At 67.1% G+C, this 21,996-nt stretch carries 19 protein-coding genes; 11 read left to right on the top strand and 8 right to left on the bottom strand.

Going from position 1 to position 21,996, the window contains the following annotated elements; all coding sequences use genetic code 11:
* Window positions 1-21 precede the first annotated feature (21 nt).
* The gene (locus G3O00_RS26350; RefSeq protein WP_206144775.1) at window positions 22-711 is read right to left on the bottom strand and encodes an ESPR domain-containing protein; all 690 of its coding nucleotides are present in this window, start codon (window positions 709-711) and stop codon (window positions 22-24) included.
* Window positions 712-1,166: 455 nt separating this feature from the next.
* Here G3O00_RS26350 and G3O00_RS26355 point away from each other — a divergent pair, with 455 nt between their 5' ends.
* Entirely contained in the window at window positions 1,167-1,796 is a 630-nt protein-coding gene (locus tag G3O00_RS26355; protein WP_174936374.1) for an NAD(P)H-binding protein, read from the top strand.
* A 24-nt stretch (window positions 1,797-1,820) separates the two neighbouring features.
* Here G3O00_RS26355 and G3O00_RS26360 read toward each other — a convergent pair whose 3' ends face one another.
* Complete coding sequence (locus G3O00_RS26360) at window positions 1,821-2,738, bottom strand: LysR family transcriptional regulator (RefSeq protein ID WP_206144776.1); 918 nt, start codon at window positions 2,736-2,738, stop codon at window positions 1,821-1,823.
* A 127-nt stretch (window positions 2,739-2,865) separates the two neighbouring features.
* On the opposite strand from G3O00_RS26360, the gene speB reads away from it, so the two are divergent.
* From speB to G3O00_RS26385, 5 genes are all read left to right on the top strand, one after another.
* Window positions 2,866-3,834 (top strand): agmatinase, encoded by a 969-nt coding sequence (gene speB / locus G3O00_RS26365; protein ID WP_206144777.1) that lies wholly within the window; start codon window positions 2,866-2,868, stop codon window positions 3,832-3,834.
* Window positions 3,827-4,291, top strand: coding sequence for a GNAT family N-acetyltransferase (locus G3O00_RS26370; protein ID WP_174936368.1), 465 nt, complete (start codon window positions 3,827-3,829; stop codon window positions 4,289-4,291). Before speB ends, G3O00_RS26370 begins: the two co-directional genes overlap by 8 nt.
* A 129-nt stretch (window positions 4,292-4,420) precedes the next feature.
* The gene (locus G3O00_RS26375) at window positions 4,421-5,098 is read left to right on the top strand and encodes an SOS response-associated peptidase family protein (protein WP_206144778.1); all 678 of its coding nucleotides are present in this window, start codon (window positions 4,421-4,423) and stop codon (window positions 5,096-5,098) included.
* Between the two features lie 303 nt (window positions 5,099-5,401).
* Window positions 5,402-6,832, top strand: coding sequence for a cytosine permease (locus tag G3O00_RS26380; protein ID WP_011351549.1), 1,431 nt, complete (start codon window positions 5,402-5,404; stop codon window positions 6,830-6,832).
* A 160-nt stretch (window positions 6,833-6,992) separates the two neighbouring features.
* A complete protein-coding gene (locus G3O00_RS26385; protein ID WP_206144779.1) occupies window positions 6,993-8,063 on the top strand; it encodes a porin in 1,071 nt (356 codons plus the stop codon).
* A gap of 113 nt (window positions 8,064-8,176) precedes the next feature.
* Here the strand turns inward: G3O00_RS26385 and G3O00_RS26390 are convergent, their stop codons facing one another.
* From G3O00_RS26390 to G3O00_RS26400, 3 genes are all read right to left on the bottom strand, one after another.
* Complete coding sequence (locus G3O00_RS26390) at window positions 8,177-9,319, bottom strand: porin (RefSeq protein ID WP_206144780.1); 1,143 nt, start codon at window positions 9,317-9,319, stop codon at window positions 8,177-8,179.
* Between the two features lie 64 nt (window positions 9,320-9,383).
* A complete protein-coding gene (locus tag G3O00_RS26395; protein ID WP_206144781.1) occupies window positions 9,384-10,799 on the bottom strand; it encodes a cytosine permease in 1,416 nt (471 codons plus the stop codon).
* Between the two features lie 89 nt (window positions 10,800-10,888).
* A complete protein-coding gene (locus G3O00_RS26400; RefSeq protein WP_174936376.1) occupies window positions 10,889-12,109 on the bottom strand; it encodes an amidohydrolase in 1,221 nt (406 codons plus the stop codon).
* 340 nt (window positions 12,110-12,449) lie between these two features.
* On the opposite strand from G3O00_RS26400, the gene G3O00_RS26405 reads away from it, so the two are divergent.
* Entirely contained in the window at window positions 12,450-13,376 is a 927-nt protein-coding gene (locus G3O00_RS26405) for a LysR family transcriptional regulator (protein WP_206144782.1), read from the top strand.
* 37 nt (window positions 13,377-13,413) lie between these two features.
* Here G3O00_RS26405 and G3O00_RS26410 read toward each other — a convergent pair whose 3' ends face one another.
* Window positions 13,414-14,370 (bottom strand): LysR family transcriptional regulator, encoded by a 957-nt coding sequence (locus G3O00_RS26410; protein ID WP_011351555.1) that lies wholly within the window; start codon window positions 14,368-14,370, stop codon window positions 13,414-13,416.
* 190 nt (window positions 14,371-14,560) lie between these two features.
* Here G3O00_RS26410 and G3O00_RS26415 point away from each other — a divergent pair, with 190 nt between their 5' ends.
* From G3O00_RS26415 to G3O00_RS26430, 4 genes are all read left to right on the top strand, one after another.
* Complete coding sequence (locus tag G3O00_RS26415) at window positions 14,561-15,871, top strand: MFS transporter (protein ID WP_011351556.1); 1,311 nt, start codon at window positions 14,561-14,563, stop codon at window positions 15,869-15,871.
* Window positions 15,872-15,902: 31 nt separating this feature from the next.
* The gene (locus G3O00_RS26420) at window positions 15,903-17,186 is read left to right on the top strand and encodes a Zn-dependent hydrolase (RefSeq protein ID WP_206144783.1); all 1,284 of its coding nucleotides are present in this window, start codon (window positions 15,903-15,905) and stop codon (window positions 17,184-17,186) included.
* Between the two features lie 49 nt (window positions 17,187-17,235).
* Complete coding sequence (locus tag G3O00_RS26425) at window positions 17,236-18,258, top strand: histone deacetylase family protein (protein ID WP_206144784.1); 1,023 nt, start codon at window positions 17,236-17,238, stop codon at window positions 18,256-18,258.
* Window positions 18,259-18,362: 104 nt separating this feature from the next.
* Window positions 18,363-18,650, top strand: a complete 288-nt coding sequence (locus G3O00_RS26430) for a hypothetical protein (RefSeq protein WP_206144785.1) — start codon at window positions 18,363-18,365, stop codon at window positions 18,648-18,650.
* 46 nt (window positions 18,651-18,696) lie between these two features.
* On the opposite strand, the gene G3O00_RS26435 is transcribed toward G3O00_RS26430, so the two are convergent.
* Both G3O00_RS26435 and G3O00_RS26440 read right to left on the bottom strand, forming a co-directional pair.
* Window positions 18,697-19,659, bottom strand: a complete 963-nt coding sequence (locus G3O00_RS26435) for a spore coat U domain-containing protein (protein ID WP_206144786.1) — start codon at window positions 19,657-19,659, stop codon at window positions 18,697-18,699.
* On the bottom strand, window positions 19,656-21,996 hold a 2,341-nt coding region (locus tag G3O00_RS26440), incomplete at its 5' end, for a fimbria/pilus outer membrane usher protein (protein WP_206144787.1). The genes G3O00_RS26440 and G3O00_RS26435, both read right to left, overlap by 4 nt.

Consider the following 21,996-nt stretch of genomic DNA (forward strand, 5'->3'; position numbering starts at 1 on the left):
TGTACAGTATACGACTTCTGTTCAGGGATTTTTATTTTCAGCATACGGCGACCACCGAACTCTACACAGTAGCTCACACCCTGTGCCTACACGACGCGCGTCCGATCTGGCGCCGAGCGCGCCGCGCCCGGTCGCCTCCGCGGCGCGACCGAGCGCCGTGCCGGTCTGGCTCGAGATCGCGCTCGCGCCGATTGCCGTGCTGTTTTCGGTGGCCGTGCTGTTGTAGCCGACCGCAGTTGCACCGGTATAGCCGCCGGTGCCGGCCTTCGCGCCCGCGCCGAGCGCGGTTGCGCCATAACCGCCGCCCGGCGTCAGGGCCTGCGCATCCTGGCCGATCGCGATGTTGCCGGCGCCCGTCGAGCCGCTGCTGCTGGTCGCGCCCGAACCGATCGCAATGTCGGCATCGCCCGCTGCCGCCGCGTTGACGCCGGCTGCGAGTGCGTTCAGGCCCGTTGCGCCGTCGTTGTTGACGTTCGCGCCGGCGGTGCCGCCGTCGTTCACGCTGTAGTAGGAAGTCGTGCCGGGTTGCGCCGCTTGTGCCGCGGCGTCGAGCGGTGCGACGGCGGCGGCGACGACGGAGAGGGTGGCGGCCACGCGAGCGGACGCCGCCACCTTGCTCGAGGTCTTCTTGCCGTTGGCGCGGGTGGTTTCGGAGGCGGCGACCCAGGCGCCCAGTGCGTCGTTCCAGATCGTACGGAAAGTGCGGTTCATAGTCTGTCTCGGAAAAAAGAGGGCGCCGCACCGCGATACGATGACTTGAGGAATTAAGACAGCTGGATGGGCGTTCCCGGGTTAATTAAGAGATAACGAATGAGATGAATCTTACAGAATGAAATGTTTTTGTAATGTAAAACAACGAAAAATGAACGCACTTTCTTTCATTGTTTGACATTATTTATCGTACAAATGTCGAAGAAATTGATGTTTGTGGAGATGGGGTGCGATGAAAATTGCGAAAATCAGTAGAAAGTGCGACGAATTGAAGCGTGGGCGAACTGTGGCCGATGGCGTGCCGCATCAATTTAGAGATATGGATTGAGCGTGGTCTGTAACTTTTCGAGATGTTGGAAGGTTGTCGGCGCCGAGTCGGCCGACGATCATGTGGGAAGCCGGAAACCGGGCCGTTCCCGGCCCGCCAACGCAGGCTCCACACGGAAGAACCGGACATGAAATTGCTGCTCGTCGGCGCGACCGGACTCGTCGGGCGTCACGTCCTCGAAGTCGCGCTCGCCGATGCGCGGGTCGATCAGGTGATCGTCCTCGCGCGCCGCCCGTTGTCGCCGCACCCGAAGATGCGCGCGCTCGAGGTCGATTTCGATCATCTGCCCGACGCGGCCGACTGGTGGCATGCCGATGCCGTGATCTGCGCGCTCGGCACCACGATGCGGGCCGCAGGCTCTCAGGCGGCATTCCGGCGCGTCGACCACGACTATCCGCTCGCGGTCGCGCGGCTCGCGCACCGCTACGGCACGCCGGCTTACGTGCTGAATTCCGCACTCGGCGCGGATCCGGCGTCGCGCATCTTCTACAACCGCGTGAAGGGCGAGGTCGAGCAGGCGCTTGCCGGTGTCGGGTTCGCGTCGCTCACTTGTGTGCGGCCCGGCCTGATCGGCGGCAGCCGCGACGAATTCAGGTTCGGCGAGCGGCTGCTGGTGTCCGCGTTGAACGTGGCCGGCCCCGTGTTGCCGGCGAAGTGGCGCGTGAATCCCGCGTCGCGGATCGCCCGCGCGATGCTCGACGCGGCAATCGATGCGCGGCCGGGTGTGCAGGTCATCGCGTCGGACCAGCTCGTCTGACGCGAACCGGGCGGCGCGCGCCGGTCACTGATCTGCGAAACCGTCGAGCCCGTCGAACTGTTCGGCGAGCGCCGCCGTGAACGCCTCCAGCGCTTCGCTGCCGTCGCAGTTCCGTGGTGTCGCGAGCTGGAATTCGACCGTATGGCTCAGCTTGCTCGCGAGCAGCCGGCGCATCTTGCCCGCGGCAACCCAGGGCGCCGCGACGTGGTCGGGCAGGAAGCCGACATGCGCGCCGGACAGGATGAAGATCACGTCGGCGTCGACGTTTTCGGAGAACGCGGTCGGTTGCGCGTTGCGCAACGCCGCACCCGACGTATTCGTCTTGTAGAGCCGAGCGACGTTGCTCGCGTTCGCAATGTCGTTGACCGACACGGTCTTTTTCGCAAACAGCGGATGCCGGGCACCGCAGTGCAGCGACTGGTGTTCGACGAACAGCGGTGCGTAGTGCAGGCCGGCCTGGTGGCCGGAAAAGTAGCCGATCGCGAGCTGCAGTTCGCCTTTCAGCAGCCGGCGCTCCAGTTCGTCGGGCGGCACCGCGATCATCTCGATCAGCACGTCCGGCGCCCGTTCGCGGAAGCCGCCGACGGCCGCCGCGATCGATTCGACGACGTCCGGCGCGAGCCGCTCGGACAGTCCGATGCGCAACTCGCCGAGCAACGTGCCCGACACGTGCTGCGTATCGCGCGTGAATACGTCCATCGCGTGCAGGAGCCGCCGCGTCGACTGCAGCACGCGTTCGCCCTTCGGTGTCAGCCGGAAGCCGCTCTTGCCGCGATCGCACAGCCGGAATCCGAGACGCGTCTCGAGCTTGGCCATCTGCGTGCTGATCGTCGACGGCGCCATCCCGAGCGTGCCCTGCGCGGCGCTGAAGCCGCCACTTTCGACGATCGTCAGAAAGAGCCGCAGCAACTGCAAATCCATGTCTCTCAATCGGGTCAGCATGGCGATACATCGCGTTTTGTGAAGTCGGCTTATGTTAGTTCATATTTTTCGTCGGATGCCGTGACGGCAGAATCGGGCACGAGGTCGCCAGCCGCGCGGCCGTCCCCCACCCGACAGGAATCCGACGATGAGCCAGAACGATTTCGCATTCACGCGCGACAGCCTCTACGGCACGCAGGCCGAGCCGACCTTCGCGGGCGCGACGAGCTTCATGCGCCGGCGCTTCAGCCGCGACCTCGACGGCGTCGATCTCGCGATCACCGGCGTGCCGTTCGATTCCGCGGCATCGCACCGGCCCGGCACGCGCTTCGGCCCGCGCGGGTTGCGGATCGCATCGACGGGCATCGCGTGGGAGCGCCCGTGGCCGTGGTCGTTCGACCCGTTCGACGTGCTGGCCGCGGTCGACTACGGCGATTGCGCATTCGATCTCGGGCAGCCCGAATCGGTGCCGGGCGCGATCGAGCGGCATGCCGATGCGATCCTCGCGCGCGGCTGCGCGATGCTGACGCTCGGCGGCGATCACTTCATCACGTATCCGCTGCTGAAGGCGCATGCGAAGGTGCACGGGCCGCTGTCGCTCGTGCATTTCGATGCGCATACCGACACGTGGCCTGATCGCGACGTGAAGCGCATCGATCACGGCACGATGTTCTATCACGCGGCGCGAGAAGGGTGGGTCGTGCCCGAACGGTCCGCGCAGATCGGCATCCGGACGACCAACGACGAGCCGATGGGCTTCGATATCCAGGACGCGCGGCAGGTGCATGCATCGACGCCCGCTGCGATTGCCGCGCGCATTCGCGAGCGGGTCGGCGACCATCCCGTGTATCTGACGTTCGACATCGACTGCCTCGATCCGGCATTCGCGCCAGGCACGGGTACGCCGGTGTCGGGCGGGCTGTCGAGCCATCAGGCGTTCGAGATCCTGCGTCACCTCGAAGGCATCAACCTGGTCGGCATGGATGTGGTCGAAGTGTCGCCGCCGTATGATCATGCGGAAATCACGTCGCTGGCCGGCGCGACGATCGCGCTGGAGCTGATCTGCCTGTATGCATCGCGCCGGCGGCAGACCATGGAACAATCGAACGATGACTGAACTCACCTGGCGCAAGGCCGTTCCCGACGATGCGGCCGCGTGCATCGCACTGCGCGGCAGGACGCGCGAGAACGCATTCACCGAGGCGCAGTTGCGCGACCTCGGCATTACCGTCGAAAGCTGGGGCGACGGGATCCGCGGCGGCCTGTTCTCGGGCTACGTCTGCTGTGCGAACGGGCGCATGGCCGGCTACTGCTTCGGCGACACCGCTTCGGGCGAGATCGTCGTGCTCGCGATCCTGCCTGAGCATGAAGGGGCGGGGATCGGCAAGCGGCTGCTGGGGCAGGTGATCGACGAGTTCGCGGCGAACGGCTTCACGTCGCTGTTTCTTGGGTGCTCGACCGATCCCGCGTCGCGCTCACATGGCTTCTACCGGCATCTGGGCTGGGCGCCGACCGGGACGCTCGACGACGCGGGCGACGAAATCCTGACGTTGCAGATCGGACAGCACGCGTGACGGCACGCGTCGGGCAACGCCCGGCGTATCGTCGATTCGTAAAACTGTTGCGTCATACAAGACGATAGTGCGACTGATGCGCCTGCGCTGACCTACGATGAAAACATTGCATCCATCGTCCGCCGAGCCGTGTGCACCCACTACCGCGCCCCTGACGAAGACCCGGGCATCAGCGAACTGAAGATCGGCATCGGCGATCTGTATCGCCGCGACCCGTGGGCACCCGACGTGTATCCCGACTACGCGGCGCCGATCGCGCGCGCTGCTGGCGACGGCCTCGAAGTCGTCGCGGCCGTGTTCGGCTTCTGGCCGAAATTCATGCAGCCCGAGCGGCTCGACGAGAACGGCCGTAAAAAGAAGAAGCTCGACACGGTGAACGCACGGGCGGAAACGGTCGGCTCGTCGCGGCTCTACGGCAATGCCTGGCGCAACGGCCAGCGCTGCCTGATTCCGGTGCTCTGGATCTTCGAACCCTGCTACGAAACCGGCCGCAACGTGTGGCAGCGGATCGGCATCGACGGCTGGCAACCGTGCTGCGTCGCCGGCATCTGGCGGCGCTACGAAGGCGACGACGGCCGCGAACGCGTGGGCATGGCGATGCTCACGGTCAACGCCGACACGCATCCGCTGTTCGCGCGGATGCATCGGCCCGGCGAAGAGAAGCGGGGCGTCGTCATGCTGCGCCGCGACGACTACGACGCATGGCTGCATGTGCGTGACGTCGAGGCAGCACGACGCATGCTGAACCTGCTTCCCGCCGCAGACATGACGGCCGAGCCCGATCCGGCATCGCCCGCGCGCACCTGAGCTTTCATTATTCATACGTTCAACTTTCGACAAAACCGGTCGAACGTGTTCGTATCTTTCGGACAATTCCGGAAATCGGCAGATTCCGGGTAATCACCGATACCTCACAAGTTGTATATACAAGATCATCCGCTGGCAATGTCGGCAGACGTCGTGCCGCGTGCGCGCCAGTGCGCAGACCGTGCGTGCGTGGCGCATGCCGGCGATCCACGGCGCCCCGCATCCGCCGAGCCGAAAGGGCGGCTCGCCGCTTCCCGTCTCGTTCAAACCATTTGTGATCCTGAGTATTTTGGAGATTTCCCCGTGTCAACGAATCCCAGTGGAAAAGCCGGCGGCCTGATCGAAGTCCGTTCGATCGACTTCATTCCCGACGCCGAGCGCCACGGCGGCTTGCTGAGCCAGTTCACGCTGTGGCTGTCGGCCAACATGCAGATCACGGCCATCGTCACGGGCGCACTCGCCGTGGTGCTTGGCGGCGACGTGTTCTGGTCGCTGGTCGCGCTGCTGCTCGGCCAGTTCATCGGCGGCACGGTGATGGCGCTGCACGGCGCGCAGGGGCCGCAGCTCGGGCTGCCGCAGATGATCTCGAGCCGCGTGCAGTTCGGCGTCTACGGCGCGATGATCCCGATCGTGCTCGTGTGCCTGATGTACATCGGCTTTTCCGCAAGCGGCTCGGTGCTGGCCGGGCAGGCCGTCGCGCAGCTGCTGCATATCGACGACGCGGCCGGCATCCTGCTGTTCGCGGCCGTGATCGTCGTGCTGACCGTATTCGGCTATCGCGCGATCCATGCCGTCGGCCGGATCGCGAGCGTGGTCGGCATCGCCGCGTTCGTCTACATGTTCACGCAGCTGTTCGCGAACCACGACATCGGCGCGCTGCTCGCGAACAAGCATTTCTCGCTCGCGAGCTTCCTGCTGTCGATGTCGCTGTCCGCGTCGTGGCAGATCGCGTTCGGCCCGTACGTCGCCGACTATTCGCGCTACCTGCCGCGCTCGACGTCGTCGGTCGCGACGTTCGTCGCAGTCGGCCTGGGCTCGGTGATCGGCGCGCAGGCGGCGATGGTGTTCGGCGTGTTTGCGGCGGCACTGGCCGGCAGCCAGTTCGCGCACCATGAAGTGTCGTATATCGTCGGCCTCGGCTCGACGGGCGCCGTGGCTGCGCTGCTGTACTTCAGCATCGCGTTCGGCAAGGTGACGGTGACGGCGCTCAACGCATACGGCAGCTTCATGTCGATGGCGACGATCGTCAGCGGCTTCCGCGGCAAGGGTGCCGTGTCGTCGCGCAGCCGCCTCGTCTACATCTTCGGGATGATCTGCGTATCGACGCTCATCGCGCTCGCGGGCCGTCATTCGTTCCTGAAGGAATTCACCGCGTTCATCCTGTTCCTGCTCGCGTTCTTCACGCCGTGGAGCGCGATCAACCTGGTCGACTACTACTGCTTCACGCGCTCGCGCTACGACGTGCCGGCACTGTCCGATCCGGACGGCCGTTACGGCCGCTGGAACGTGATGGCGATCACGATCTACGTGGTCGGCATCCTCGTGCAGTTGCCGTTCATGTCGACGCACATCTACACGGGGCCGCTCGTCGACGCGCTCGGCGGCACCGACATCTCGTGGATTCTCGGCCTGCTCGTGCCGGCCGTGCTGTATTACATCGGTGCGCGCGCGTCGCGCCGCAGCATTCCCGAACGCCTGATCCTGCCGCTCGAACGCGGCGAAGTTCACCACTGACGACACGTCACGCGCATCGGGCCGGCCGGCTGCCGGCCTGACTGTCGCGCGAGCCGGGCGCTGCCTGCGCCGGGCTCCTCCCCACGTTTCCTTTCCTGCGATGCCGGTGCGGCGCGACTGCCGCGCACGGTGTCGTTTCATTCTCTGACCATTGAATAGTATGACTAAACAAATGACGGCCCGCGGGAGCGATTCCCGGGCCTGGATGGCGCACGCCGGTCTTCGCGTGACGGTCGCGGTGGCGTGCGTCGCCGGACCGGGCGCCGCGTTCGCGCAGGACGGCGTCACGCTGTACGGCGTGATCGACGAATTCGCGCAGTACGTGAATACGGGCAACGGCTATACGGCGGCGATCAATTCGGGTGGCCAGTGGGGCAGCCGGTTCGGGCTGAAGGGCGGCGAGGATATCGGCGGCGGGCAGAAGATCGAGTTCGCGCTGGAGAACGGCTTCAACCCGAACGACGGTTCGCTGGCGAGTTCGGGCAGCATGTTCAACCGGCAGGCATGGGTCGGCATCGCGGGGCAGTGGGGCAAGGTGCGCGCGGGCCGCCAGAATTCGCCGCTGTTCAACGACCAGGGCGGCCAGGATGCGTTCGGCGGCGTCACGCAGGCGTCCGGCATGGACAACCTGACCGTGTTCGCGTTCCGCACCAGCAACACGCTGTCGTACCAGAGCCCGGAGATCGCGGGCTTCCAGGGCGGGCTGTACTTCGGGTTCGGCGATGCGGGCGGCGTGCGCTCGGCAGGCTCCAGCCAGCAGTTCGACCTGACCTACGAACACGGGCCTTTCGGTGCGTTCGTCGCGGGCCAGTGGCTGAAGAACGCGACGGCGACCACCACCGATCGCACGATCATGGCCGGCGCGTCGTACGAGATCGGCAAGGCCACCTTGTACGGCGGTTTCTCCGCGGTGAAGTGGGCCGATCTCGGCATCGATTCGCGCGTGTACGGGCTGTCGGTCAAATACCAGTTCAATCCGGCGAACTACGTGGCGCTCGGCTACGCGTATCTGCACGACCAGTCGTCGCAGGGCAACAATGCGGACCAGCTCGGGCTGATGTACGAGTACGACCTGTCGAAGCGCACGAGCTTCTACGGCGCGCTGTCGTACCTGCGCAACCGCAACCAGGCCGGCTATACGCTCGCCGGTGCGGCGAACCCCGGCCTGCCGCTCGCGTATCCGGGTGCGAACGCACGCGGTGTGCAGTTGGGTATCGTTCACCGGTTCTGAAGGATGGGTAGCGCTGCGGTCATGCCGGGTCAGCGGACGGCATGACCGCAGCGCGCATCGCGACACGCGCGCGCCGGCATCGTTCGGACGCGCGCGTATCGCGATGCAGGCGCTCAGAATCGATGCCGGATGCCCAGGCCGACCAACGCCTGCGTGTTGCCTGACGCAGGTGAGAGCGTATTGATCTGGGCTTGCGAAAACGGCGTGTCGTCGCCGTGTACGCGCTGGTAGACGGCGTCCAGGTACACCTGCGTGCGCTTGGACAGTGCGTACTCGGCGAGCAGGCCGAACTGGTTCCAGTGCGGATGCTTGCCGTCCACGCTTGCGGTCGTATAGGTGTACGCGCCTTTCACGTCGACCGCGGCCGTTGCATGGAACGTCGCATTCAGTTCGTAGTTGTTGAAGCTCAGCCCGCTCGCGCCGGTGAAGGCCGGGTTCTGCCATTCTCCCGTCGGCATCTCCAGCACCGTGCGCGTCACGTTCGAGCCGATCTCGAACCGATCGAATGCGTAGTGTGCGCCCAGCCCGAAGATGCGCTGGCGCGCGGCGGTGAAATTCGCATCGAGCACGTCCACGGCGCCCAGCGAACCCGGTGCATCGTCGCCGGGATGGTCGAGCTGCTCGTAGACGGCGGCAAGCTTCAGGCGGCCGATTTCGTAGGCGAGGCCGGCCGCCCACAGCCGGTTGTCGGCGAAGCCGGAGCCGCTGCCCGAGGCAGCGCCTGCCTTGTTGCTGAACGCGTACATGCCGCCGAACGTGACGCCCGCCAGTTCGATGCTCTGATACTTGACGGCGTTGTTGACCATGTAGGTCGCCCACAGATTGTCGTTGTCGTACGGATGCGCATAGAGCGCGCCGCCCCAGCTGCCGGTTGCGGCGAAGTCGCCGAGGTAGTCGCCCACGCTGTCGAGCATGCGGCCGAGCTTGAGCGTGCCTGCACTCGCGTTGCTCAGGCCGATCCATGCATAGTCGCCGAAGATGCGGCCGCTCGGCCAGGCCGTGCCGTTGGCGGTCGAAAACGCGGAGCCGAGCTTGAAGATGACCTTGTTGCCGCCGCCGAGATCTTCCGAGCCGCGCAGGCCCCAGACGCTCGTTTCGGTCGGCGACGAAAGGAACTGCACCGCATGCTTGCCGCCCTGGTTGGTCGAATAGAACAGGCCGCTGTCGATCACACCGTAAAGCGTGACGCTGCTCTGTGCGTAGGTGCTCAGCGTGCAAAGCGCGAGTGCGCACGACAGGATGATTTTCTTTTCCATATGAATCGGAATCCTGATTATATTGCGTGGGGAGTGTAATGCGATCGAAGCCGCTTCTATCGCGTCATGCCCGGTCGATCTGTGCGTGCCGCGAAGCGCGCGGGCTGCGGTGGCGGGTCAGTGCGTAGTAGAGCGCGCCGGGAAACGCCATGCCGACGATCCACGACACGTCGATGCCGCCGAGCAGGTTAAACAGCGGGCCCGTATAGAGTTCGGTCGCCATGAACGGAATCTGCGCAAGCACGCCGACCACGTAGCACGTGATACCGATCGCGTTCCACTTGCCGTAGCGGCCGTTGACGTCCGACAGCGCCGACACGTCGATCGGCTCGTGCGACACCCAGTAGTAGTCGACGAGATTGATCGCGCTCCACGGCGTGAAGAACGCCAGCAGGAACAGGATGAAGTGGCTGAAGGTGCGCAGGAACGCGTGATCGGCGACGAGCGCGAGGATCGTGTAGGTCGCGACGACGCCGATGGTCAGCACGATCCGCGCGCCAAGCCCGATCGACGGCTTGCCGCGCAGCGCGGCGGAGATCGTGGCAACCGACATGAAGCCGCCGTACACGCACAGCGTCGACGCGATCAGCTTGCCGAACATGATGGTCAGGTACAGCGTCGTCGCCACCAGCGCGATGCCGCCCGAACCGATGCCGACCATATAGGCGACTTCGTGTCCGGCGAACTGCTTGCCGGCCAGCGCTGCGGCGAACACGCCGAACGTCATCGCGATCTGGGAACCGAGCACGGAGCCGGCGCCGATCGTCAGGAAAGTCCGGAGTGGCGACGTCGCGCGCGGCAGGTAGCGCGAGTAATCGGCGACGTACGGGCCGTACGTGATCTGCCACGACGCCGACAGCGATACCGCGAACAGGAAGGTCGGCCACGTGAAGTGCCGGTTGTCGAACAGCAGCGTCGCGTTGTGGCCGCGCGTCAGGCTGAACAGCAGATAGACGAACATCAGCCCGCCGACCACGCTGTAGATGCGCCCGACCGCGTGAATGGCGCGATAGCCGAACAGCGCGAGCAAGGTCACGACCACGCCGAGCATCACGATGGCCTGGGCGGGGCTCACGTGCATCAACTGGCCGAGCGCCTGGCTCATCAGCACCGTGCCGCTCGTCAGGAAGCCGATGTACATCACGCAGACGAGCGCGAGCGGAATGATCGCGCCGTAGATGCCGAACTGCACGCGGCTGAGGATCATCTGCGGCAGCCCGGTTTGCGGCCCCTGCGCGCCATGCAGCGCCATGATCGTGCCGCCGGCGATCTGGCCGACGAACAGCCCGACGATCGACCAGAAGACGTCGCCGCCGAGCACGACGGTCAGTGCGCCGGTGACCGCGCAGACGACGGTCAGGTTGGCGCTGACCCACAGCGTGAACTGGCTCAGCAGGCCGCCGTGGCGCTCGCTGTCGGGAACGGGTTCGATCGAGCGGTGCTCGATCAGGGTGTCCTTGTCGGACGCGGTAGTGCTCATGACGCTGTCTCCGTGGACGGATGATCCGTCGTGTCGTTATGTGCGGCGTGGAACGCCGGATGGGGCGATGCGGGTTCGGGCGGTGCTCGTCAGCGCGCGGCGGCCGCCGCCAGCGCACTGCGTTCGTCGAGGCCGGCTGGTATCGGTTCGGCGCCGGCGCCCAGCCGCGCGCGCAGGATCGATGCGAACATCGCGACGCCGATCGGCGCGACGTCGTCGTTGAAGTCGTATTCGGGGTGGTGGCACATGTGGCCGCCCTGGCCGAGCAGAAAGTGGCAGCCGGGGCGTGCGTCGAGGAAGTTCGCGATGTCGTCGCCCGCCATCAGCGGCGTGACGTTGCCGATCACGTTTTCCGCCCCGACGACCTCGCGCGCGGCGTCCATCACGCACTGCACCGCGTCCGCGTGGTTGACGATCGCCGGCGTGCCGTCCAGCAATTCGAATTCGATGCGCGTGCGATTGGCGAGCGCGACGCCGTCGCAGATCGCACGCATCCGCTCGAGCGCGAAGGTACGCGTGTCGTTCGACAGCGCACGCACGGTGCCGCCGAGCACGGCTTCGTGCGGAATCACGTTGAATGCGTCGCCGGCGTGAAAGCGCGCGATCGAGATCACGACGCTTTCCAGCGGATCGACCGACCGGCTCGCGATGGTTTGCAGCATCGCAACCAGGTGCGCGCCGATCGCGACCGGATCGATGCCGAGGTGCGGCATGCCGGCGTGGGTGCCGATGCCGTGGATCCGGATCTGAAACCGGTCGGACGATGCCTGTTGCGCGCCGGCGCGCACGCCGATCCGCGACGGCGGAAGCATCGGGTCGTTGTGGAGGCTGTAGATTTCGTCGAACGGGAAGCGCTCGAGCAACCCGTCGTCGAGCATCGCGCGGCTGCCGCAGACGATTTCCTCGGCCGGCTGGAAGATCAGCACGACGCGACCGCGAAAGTGGCGATGCTCGGCGAGATGGCGTGCGGTGCCGAGCAGGATCGCGACGTGGCCATCGTGGCCGCAGCCGTGAAAGATGCCTTCGAACACCGACCGGTAGACCGGGCGGCCCAGTTCCCGCATCGGCAGTGCATCCATGTCGGCGCGCAAGGCGACGGTGCGGCCGGCGCCGAGCGTTCCGTCGACGATGCCGACCACGCCGGTCTGGCCGACGCCGGTATGAACGTCGATGCCGAATTCGCGCAACCGCGTCGCGATGAAGTCGGCCGTGCCGCGTTCCTGGAATGCGATTTCCGGTTTGCTGTGAATGAGCCGGCGCCAGTCGCGCATGTCGGCTGCCAGCGCCTGGATCGGTGGGGAAATGGGCATGATCGGGTGTCGCCTCTGCAAAATGGGTAGCGAAGCACGCTGCTGCTTCGGGGCGGGAAACGGGGTTCCCTTGAAACCGATGCTATGTGGAGAAATTCGCGCCGGCCAATGCGAATAACCACACGGGCGATGCAGACCTTGCATGGGCCCGGCGGGCCGCTGCCTGCGGTCAATGCGGATGTCTCGCGTGCGGGGATGGTGGTATATACGGCCGATTGCCCCGGCTTCGTTGAAGCGGTGCAGCGGCCTGCGATGCGCGGCCGTTGCGGGGGGCTCGCCATCCGCCGCGGCCTGTTCGACGGCAGGTCGACTCATTGCCGTCATCCGTTCGAGGACCGTCGTGAACATCCGGAAACTTCGCCATGCGCTTGGCCTCGCCCAGCACCTGACGTTCAGCCGCGCGAGCGTCGACGTCAACCTCAGCCAGCCCGCGCTGTCCCGCAGCATCCAGTCGATCGAAGCCGAGCTCGGCGTCGCGCTGTTCGACCGCCATCCGAACGGCGTGTCGCTGACGCCTTACGGCAAGGTATTTGCCGAACGCGCGCGGCGCATCGTGATGGAAGCGACGGAATTGCAGCGCGACCTCGCGCTGATGCAGCATGGCGAATTCGGCGAGTTGTCGATCGGGCTCGGCGCGACGCCGGCGATCCTGCTGACCGGGCCGCTGATGGACCATTTCCTGCGCGAGGCGCCGCAGGTGCGCGTGAGCATCAAGCGCGGCCGTCGCGATACGCTGCTGCGGCGGCTGCTCGAGGAGCACGTCGATCTGTTCATCGGCGACATCGCGCAACTCGAGGATCACGCCGACCTGCAGCTGACCCGGTTGCCGCGCTGGCCCAGCGGCTTCTTCTGTACGCCGGACCATCCGCTCGCGCGCCGGGACGCGGTGACGCGCGACGAACTGCTGCAGCATCGGCTCGGCTCGATCGAACTGTCGCCGTGGGCGCTGTCCGACCTGTGCGAGTACTTCGAGTGCTCGTTCGATGCGTCGATCTCGTTCCGCAGCGACGACTTTCGCGACGTGGAGGCGGCGGCGTCGGTGGGCGGGATGGTCGTGTTCGGCAATGCGGCGGCGTTTCGCGACGCGCTGCGGCGCGGGACGCTGGTCGAGCTGCCGCTCGATCCGCCGTTTCGCCGCGAAGCGCGGCTGGGGCTCGTGACGCTGGCCGCGCGGACGCTGTCGCCGGCCGCGATGCGCGCGAAGGCGCTGGCCGAATCGGTCTTCGCGGACTGCGCGGCGACGGCGCTCGGCGCGGCGCAGCGATGAACGACCGGCCGACGCGCAACCGGCGGCGTCGTGCCTGCTACTTCCCCAACCGCTCCGCCAGCGAGTAGCGCTGCATGCAGCGCTCCATCGCGTCGAGAAACGCATGCTCGGCCGCGTTCATCTTGCGATCGCGATGCCACAGCAGGAACACGTCGACATCGACGAGCCCGTCGTCGGGCGGCAAGCGCCACAGCCGCTGCTGCGCGATGTCGTCGCGCACGATGTGCTCGGGCAGGCAGCCGATCCCGTAGCCGGCGAAGATCAGCCGCCGCACTTCCTCGAGGCTCGGCGACGACGCGACGATGCGCCCCGTGAAGCCCTTCTGGTCGCGAAACACGGTGAGCGGCGACAGGCTGTCGCCGATCTGGTCGCTCGTGAACGACACGAAATTCTCGGCAAGCAGATCGTCCATCCGCAGTTGCGTCTGCCCGAACAGCCGGTGATGGCGGCCGCAGTAGATCGCATAGCGCTGGCGCAGGAAGCAACGCATCTCCAGCTTGTCGTGCGGCGTGCGGCACAGGCCGAGCCCGGCCGTAGCCGTCTTCTGCAGCAGCGACGACAAAATGTCCGACGAGCGCATCACTTCGATCTGCAGGTCGATGCGCGGATACGCGCGATGGAATTCCGCGAGGAATTCGTCGTACACGGGCGACTCGATGCGGCTCACGGTCAGCAGCCGGATCGACCCGGTCAGGTCGGCCGTGCTGTCGTCGATTTCGGTTTCGAGGCGCGAGATGCCGCCGTAGATGTCGCTCGCGATCCGGTAGACGGCTTCGCCCGCCGGTGTCGGCGCGAAGTGCGTGCCGCGCCGCTCGATCAGCTTGCGTTCGAGCGTGTCCTCAAGCCGCCGCAATGCCTGGCTCACGGCCGGCTGCGTGACGTGCAGGCGCGCGGCCGCGCGGCTCACGCTGCGCTCCTGGATGATCACCAGATAGGTGCGCAACAGGTTCCAGTCGAGGCGGTCGTTCAGGAACGGGGCGAGGTCGGGGCGCATCGGGTCTCCGGGCGAGGCGTCGGGGTCGACATTAGTTGAATTTATACGGCGAATAATAACTTGAAATTTGACTAATGATTTGCGGTCGCCGATAAAGGAGGGGTGCCGCAGCGTGCGGCACAAGGCCGCGACAGACGGCCGTCACACGATATTGCGCGTCGCTCCGCTGCGGCGCGCGTCAGGAGCCCGCATGACCCAGTCCCTTCCTTCCGCCCGCCAGCCGGCGCGCGCCGCGACGGCCGCGTTCATCGGCACGATGATCGAGTGGTACGACTTCTACATCTACGCAACCGCCGCCGCGCTCGTGTTCGGCGAGCTTTATTTCCCGTCGCATGACCGCTTCGTCAGCACGATGGCGTCGTTCGCGACGTTCGCGGTCGGCTTCTTCGCGCGGCCGCTCGGCGGCGTGATCTTCGGCCATCTCGGTGATCGTATCGGCCGCAAGAAGGCGTTGATGACCACGCTGATGATGATGGGCGTCGCGACCGTCTGCGTCGGGCTGCTGCCCGACTATTCGAAGGTCGGCATGCTCGCGCCGGTGCTGCTCGTCGCGCTGCGCGTGGTGCAGGGGATCGCGGTCGGCGGCGAATGGGGCGGCGCGGTGCTGATGGCGGGCGAGCATGCGCCGCAGGGGCGTCGCACGTTCTTCGCGTCGTTCGCGCAGCTCGGCAGCCCGGCCGGGCTGATCCTGTCGCTGATCGCGTTCCGCGCGGTCACGTCGATGGACAAGGCCGACTTCCTCGCATGGGGCTGGCGCCTGCCGTTTCTCGCGAGTTCGGTGCTGCTCGTGGTCGGCATCCTGATCCGGCTCGGCGTGAACGAGTCGCCGGAATTCGCGCGCGTGAAGGAAACCAACCGCACGGTGAAGCTGCCGGTCGCGGAAGTGTTCCGCTCCGCATCGGGGCTCGTGGCGCTCTGCATCGGCGCGAACACGATCGGCATCGCGGGCGTCTATTTCACGAACACGTTCATGATCGCGTACACGACGCAGTACGTCGGCGTGTCGCGCTCGCTGATCCTCGACAGCCTGTTCGCGGTGGCGATCATCCAGTTCATCGCGCAGCCGATCGCCGCGTGGATCGCCGAGCGCATCGGCGGCGCGCGCTTCCTGAAGCTCGCGGCGCTGCTCGCGATGCTGTCGCCGTACCCGATGTTCATGCTCGTGCAGGGCGGCACGTCCGCCTCGCTGATCGCCGGCATCGCGCTTGCGGTGGTCTGCATGGCCGGCTTCTATTCGGTGATCGCGGGTTTCGTCAGCGACGTGTTCCCCGCGCACGTGCGCTATTCGGCGATCTCGCTCGCTTACCAGATCTGCGGCGCGATCGCGGGCGGGCTGACGCCGCTCGTCGGCACGTGGCTCGCCCATCGCTTCGCGGGCCAGTGGTGGCCGCTCGCGGTGTTCTACACGTGTCTGGCCGGCATCTCGCTGCTTTGCATCGTCGCGCTCGACGCACGGCGCGCGGCACGGCCGGCTGCTGCCGAAGCGCTCGGCTCGCAGTGAACCTCAACGAACGAATTCATCCGGAGTGCACATGAAAGACCTGCTTGAAATCGACGGCGCCCGCTTGTGGCAGAGCCTGGCTGACATGGCGCGGGTCGGTGCGACGCCGCGCGGCGGCGTGCGGCGCCTCGCGCTCACCGACGACGACCGTCGCGGGCGCGACCTGTTCGCGCAGTGGTGCCGCGACGCGGGGATGGCGGTGAGCGTCGACGCGGTCGGCAACCTGTTTGCGCGGCGCGACGGCACCGATGCGCAGGCCGCGCCGGTGCTGATCGGCAGCCATCTCGACACGCAGCCCGAAGGCGGTCGCTTCGATGGCGTCTATGGCGTGCTCGCCGCGCTCGAACTCGTGCGCACGCTGAACGACGCCGGCATCGCGACCGGCAAGCCGCTGGAAATCGTGTCGTGGACCAACGAGGAGGGCGCGCGTTTCGCGCCGGCGATGCTCGGCTCGGCCGTGTTCACGGGCGCGTTGCCGCTCGACGATGCGCTCGCGAAGCAGGACGACGACGGCGTCACGCTCGGCGCGGCACTGGACGCATGCGGCTATCGCGGCACGCGCACGATGGGCGGCGCGGTCGACGCGTACTTCGAAGCGCATATCGAACAGGGCCCCGTGCTCGAGGCGAACGGCACGACGATCGGCATCGTCACGGGAGGGCAGGCGATCCGCTGGCTCGACGTGACGGTGACGGGCGTGGCCGCGCATGCGGGCACGACGCCGATGCCGTATCGCAAGGATGCGTATTTCGCGAGTGCGCAGATGGCGCTCGAACTCGAACGGATCGTCGCCGGTTATGCTCCGCGCGGGCTCGCGACGATCGGGCAGGTCGGCATCCGCAATGCGTCGCGCAACACCATTGCCGGCGAGACGACGTTCACGGTCGACCTTCGCCATCACGACGATGCGCAAGTCGATGCGATGGAGCGCGACTTGCGCGATGCGTGCACACGTGTCGCCGCCGCGCGTGGCGTGCAGGTCGCGATCGACACCTGCTGGCGCAGCCCGGCGACGCCGTTCGATCGCGACTGCGTCGAGCGGGTCGCGCAGGCGGCCGCCGCGTTCGGCTATACGAACGAGCGGATCGTCAGCGGCGCCGGGCACGACGCGATCCTGCTCGCGCGTTGCGTTCCGACTGCGATGGTGTTCATCCCGTGCGTCGACGGCCTGTCGCATAACGAAGCCGAGGATGCGTTGCCTGCCGACGTGACGCGCGGCACGAACGTGCTGCTTCATGCGGTGCTCGCGCGCGCCGGCGTTGAAGCGGGTATTGCAGCGGGCGTTGCCGCGGCGGCCACCACGCAGGATGCGTGACGCGGAAAACCGATCAATCGGCACAACGAAAAACCGACGAGGGCGAACGATGAAAACCTATTTCCATCCCGAGCAGTTGCTGCACCATCCGCGCAGCTACCTGTCGCGTGGCCAGATGCGTGAACCGCAGGAAGTGCCCGAGCGCGCGGCGCGGCTTGTCGCGGCCGTCCGGTCGCTCGACTTCGACGTGCGCGAGCCGGCCGACCGCGGCACCGCGCCGATCGCGGCGGTGCACGACTTGAACTACCTGCGCTTCCTGGAAGAAGCGCACCGCGACTGGAAGCAGATGCCCGACGACTGGGGCGACGAAGTGATGTCGAACGTGTTCGTGCGCGACCCGAACCCGCTGCGCGGCGTGCTCGCGAAAGCCGCGCGCTACCTCGCCGACGGCAGTTGCCCGGTCGGTGCGAACACGTGGCGTGCCGCGTACTGGTCCGCGCAGGGCGCGCTGGCGGCCGCGGCCGACGTCAACGACGGCGCGCGCGAGGCGTACGCGCTGTGCCTGCCGCCCGGCCATCACGCACGCCGCGATCCAACCGGCGGCTTCTGCTACCTCTACAATGCGGCGCTCGCCGCGCATCCGGTGCTCGGTCGCCACCGCCGGGTCGCGATCCTCGACACCGACATGCATCACGGGCAGGGCGTGCAGGAGATCTTCTACGGCCGCGACGACGTGCTGTACGTGTCGATCCACGGCGATCCGACCAACTTCTACCCGGTCGTCGCGGGTTACGAGGAAGAGACGGGCACCGGGGCCGGCGACGGATTCAACCTCAACCTGCCGATGCCGCACGGCGCGCCGGAGTCGGCGTTCTTCGAGCGGCTCGACGATGCACTGCGCGCGCTCGCGCGGTTCCAGCCCGACGCACTCGTGCTCGCGCTCGGCTTCGATATCTACAAGGACGATCCGCAATCGCAGGTGGCCGTCACGACCGACGGCTTCGGGCGGCTCGGCGGCGCGATCGGCGCACTCGGGTTGCCGACGGTGATCGTGCAGGAAGGCGGCTATCACCTCGACAGCCTCGACGCGAACGCGCGTGCGTTTTTCGGCGGATTTGCCGCCGCGCGCTGACCGTCATGGCGGGGCCCGATCGCATGCGTGCGGACTCAAGATTTCCGCGCGCATGCCGATAATTCGCGCATATGCTGGATGGATGCACGAAGGAGGGCCGAACGATGACAGCCGGCCAAATCAGACGCAGTGCGATCGCGCTCGCGGCGCTGGGCGTAGGGTCGTTCGCCAGCGCGGCCGATCCGTCGATTCCGCTGCGCGTCAGTCTCACCATTCCCGAAACCTGCACGATCGGCCCCGGCGTGCCCCCGGCCGTCGATGCCGATAGGCCGAGCGTCAATTGCGCGCACGGTACGCCGTTCGTGCTCAGTCACGCGCCGCTGCCCGATGTACGGTCGGCGCCGCGCAGCATCGGCGCGGGTGTGCTGCCCACCTGGACCGTCACGTTCTGAACGGCGCGCGCGGCGTGCGCGCCTGCCGATGCTGTGGAACGGAACGCTAGAAACTGATCGTCGCGGTAATCGTGTCGCTGTAGTTGCCGGGCGCGGGCGTCGTTTGCGCCGGCACCGCGCCATACACGGTCACGACCTGCGACGTACCCGTACCGACACCCGTGACCGTCGAACTGCCGCCCGTGCCGTCGCCCCACGCGATCGAGCGCGCCGCATCCGTGTAAAGCCCGTAGCCGATCGTGCCGCCTCCGCCGCTGCGCTGCATCTGGCGCGCGGTCACGCTGCCGCTGCTACCGCCGTTCAGCGCGATCTTCCACGCGTCGCCGTTGGTGCACTGCGCGGTGATCGAACCGGTCGCCGCGAGTGCGCCCGACAGCACGCTCGCCGTGCCGAAGCTGACGTTGGTCGCGCTGATGTTGCAGTTGTTGATGACGTTGGCGGTCGCGCTGAACGGGAAGGTGCCGTTCGACGCCGTCAGCGACGCGCAGCTTGGCGCACCGAGCAGGTAGAACCCCGCGTTGATCGAGGTCGTGTTGCCCCCGAACGTCTGCGAGTAGGTGGTCGTGCTGTTACCGGTCGTCGGCACGGTCGGCTGGTTCGACGTGATCTGTCCGTAGATCGTGACCGTGGCGCTCGCGCTCGTGCCGAGCGCGGGTTTGACGAGCGTCACCGATGCCGGCGTCGTGCCGGAGTAAATCGAGCCCCACGCGACCGAATGCCCGCCATCGAGGTAGAGGTCGTACTGCATCGCGTTGGTGCCGTTGACGAGGCTGCGCGGGCTCGTGCCGCCGAGACTCAGGCATACGAGCACGTTCGGCGTCAGCGTGATGGCCGACCACGTGCAGGTGATGCTGACGGTGCCGGTCGCGGCGACCGACGCGCGCGAGATCGGGCTGACCGAGCCGAAGCTCACCGTCGACGCGGTGGCTGTGCACGACTCGGCCCGCGCATCGTGCGGCACGCCGCACCACATGGCGAAGGCGACAACGAGGAGCAGGGCGAACCTCATGGCGTAGCCCGGCAGGTGAGCGGGCCGATGGTCGGCAGCGTGCCGTTGCCGGGCGCCGTGAACGCGAATTCCGCTGCGCAGCGCTGCGTGCCGTAATCGATCACGAGGTGGTTGTCCTCCTTCAGTCCGTCGATGAACGTGAGCCCGTCGTACCCGACGATCGTGTCCGCACCGCTTTCCGCGTGATGCACGTGCGCGCCGGCCGGCAGCGGGCGGCCGTCGGCGTCGCGCAGGATCACCGACGCCGCGCGATAGCGCGACACGCCGAAATGCGCGACGACGCCCGATTGCGCCTGCGGCACGACCGTCATCGACGTGCGGGCGATCCGCGCATCGGCGGGCAGCTTCATCGAGTCGATCGCGATCTGGTTGTTCTGGTACGCGTTCAGGTCGGGCACGAGCAGGTGCCCCGCGCGATCGGTCGTGCCGATCACGCGGTTCTCGTGCAGCACCGGAATGCCCGCGACGCCGTCGGTCGACACGAGCGCGAAGCCGTCGTCGATGCGGCGCGACACCTGCAGGCTGCGGTCCATGAAGACGAGCGCGCCGCTGACGTCGAGCGACGCGCCGGTCTGGCGGTCGATGTTCTGCGCGGCTGCGATGACTTCGCCTGCATGGCCGAGATAGCGCAGTTGCGCCTGCCGGTACGGCACCGCACCCGTGCCGCCGGTCTGCGCGCCCCAGCCCCAGCCGCCGTCGTAGTCGGGCGGGCGGCTCGCATCGACGGTGTAGTTCGACTGGCCGCGCTGCCGGCCGACGGTCGCATTGATCGACGTGTTGCGGCCGAGCCCGATGTTCAGCGACACGAACGCGCCGTTCGCCCCCTGCTGCGCGAAGTCGCGGTACGCGCTCACGCTTACCGACGCGAGATCGCCGAAGCTCAGCGTGTACGACACCGTGCCGATCCGCGCGCTCGGGCCTTGCGGCAGCCGGAAGCCGATATAGCTGAGCGACAGCGTCTGGCGGTGCATGAACGGCAGTGCGAGCGTTGCCTGGTCGGTCGCCGACGGCACCGGCGAGCCGTCGCGCGACGCGAGGTCGCCGTAGCGGCCGAACGCGCGGATCGTCTGCGCGTTGATCGAGAAGCGCGGTTCGATCACCTGGTAGCCGACGCTCACCTGCGTGCCCGGATAGCGGCCGGCGCTGCCCGCGACCGCGCCGCTCACGACGCCCGCGTAGCCGAGACGCATCAGCGCGCCGACGCCGGCGTTGACCACGCCGCCGGTCGCTTCTGCATGCCCCTCGACGGTCAGCGCATCGCTGATGCCGCGCCGCATCGAGCCGCTGATGGCCGGCCGCGCGTCGTAGTCGAACGACTGCACGCCGTAGTTGCGGCGCAGGAAGCCGGCTTCGAACGAATAGCTCGACAACCCGGCGGACAGCATGCGCGTATCGACGTAGAGCGGCACCGACGTCGCGACGGTGCGCCCGAGCGCGTCGCGCGTGATGACGGTCGCCTGGCCGGCACCGGTGATGCCCGGCACGTCGTGGATGATGAACGGGCCGCTCGGCACGTTGCCGGTGTACTGGCGCACGTTGTTGATGTACAGGTCGACCGCCGACGGCACGGCCGCAGAACCGGCGAGCGACGGAATCGGGAACGTCACGAGATCGGGCCGCAGCGCGAAGTTGCTGCGCCACTGGAAGCCGCCGAGGCGCACCGAGCGTGTCCATGCGAGCGATCCCGAGATCGCGTCGCCGATCTGCGTCGTACTCGGCCGTGCCGGGTCCGAGCGGCTCCACGACGTATCGAAGCGCGTATAGCGCCGCTGGCCGTTGTAGAAATACGCGGTGCCCGTCGTGTTGAACACGCCGTTCGGGTCGAAGTAGCGCACGCCGGTGTAGAGCGAGAACTGCCGGTCGCCGATCGTCTGCGCGTACGCCTCGTAGTTGATCGCGACGCCGCGCGACGCGCTGGCCTCTTGCGTGGCCGGCAACGCGCGGCTGTCGACCGCGTACGGTCGGCGCAGCGTGTCGGGCATCTGCAGGTCGACGCTCTGGTGCGCCGCGTCGTAGCGGTAGTGCAGGCCGGGAATCGTGTCGAGGTCGACGGTCGCCGCGTCGGCGATGCCGAGCCGGTCGGTGGCGAAGCCGATCGTGCGCAGGTCGGCGCCGCTTGCCGACAGATGGCCATCGCGTTCGCGGAAGTGCGCGAGCAGCGCGGTGCTTTCGCCGTTGACGCTGACTTCGAGGATCACGTCGTGCGTGCTGTCGGTCATCACGAGTGCAGCCGGTTCGTCCGCGCGGGCCGAGCCGAGCGCGAGCAGGCTGCCGGCCACGATGGCCGCAAGCGCAGCGCGCGGCGAGCGGCGCGTCGTTTTGCGTCCGTTGGCCGGG

Source organism: Burkholderia sp. Ac-20384 (assembly GCF_017104605.1).
GTDB lineage: Bacteria > Pseudomonadota > Gammaproteobacteria > Burkholderiales > Burkholderiaceae > Burkholderia > Burkholderia lata.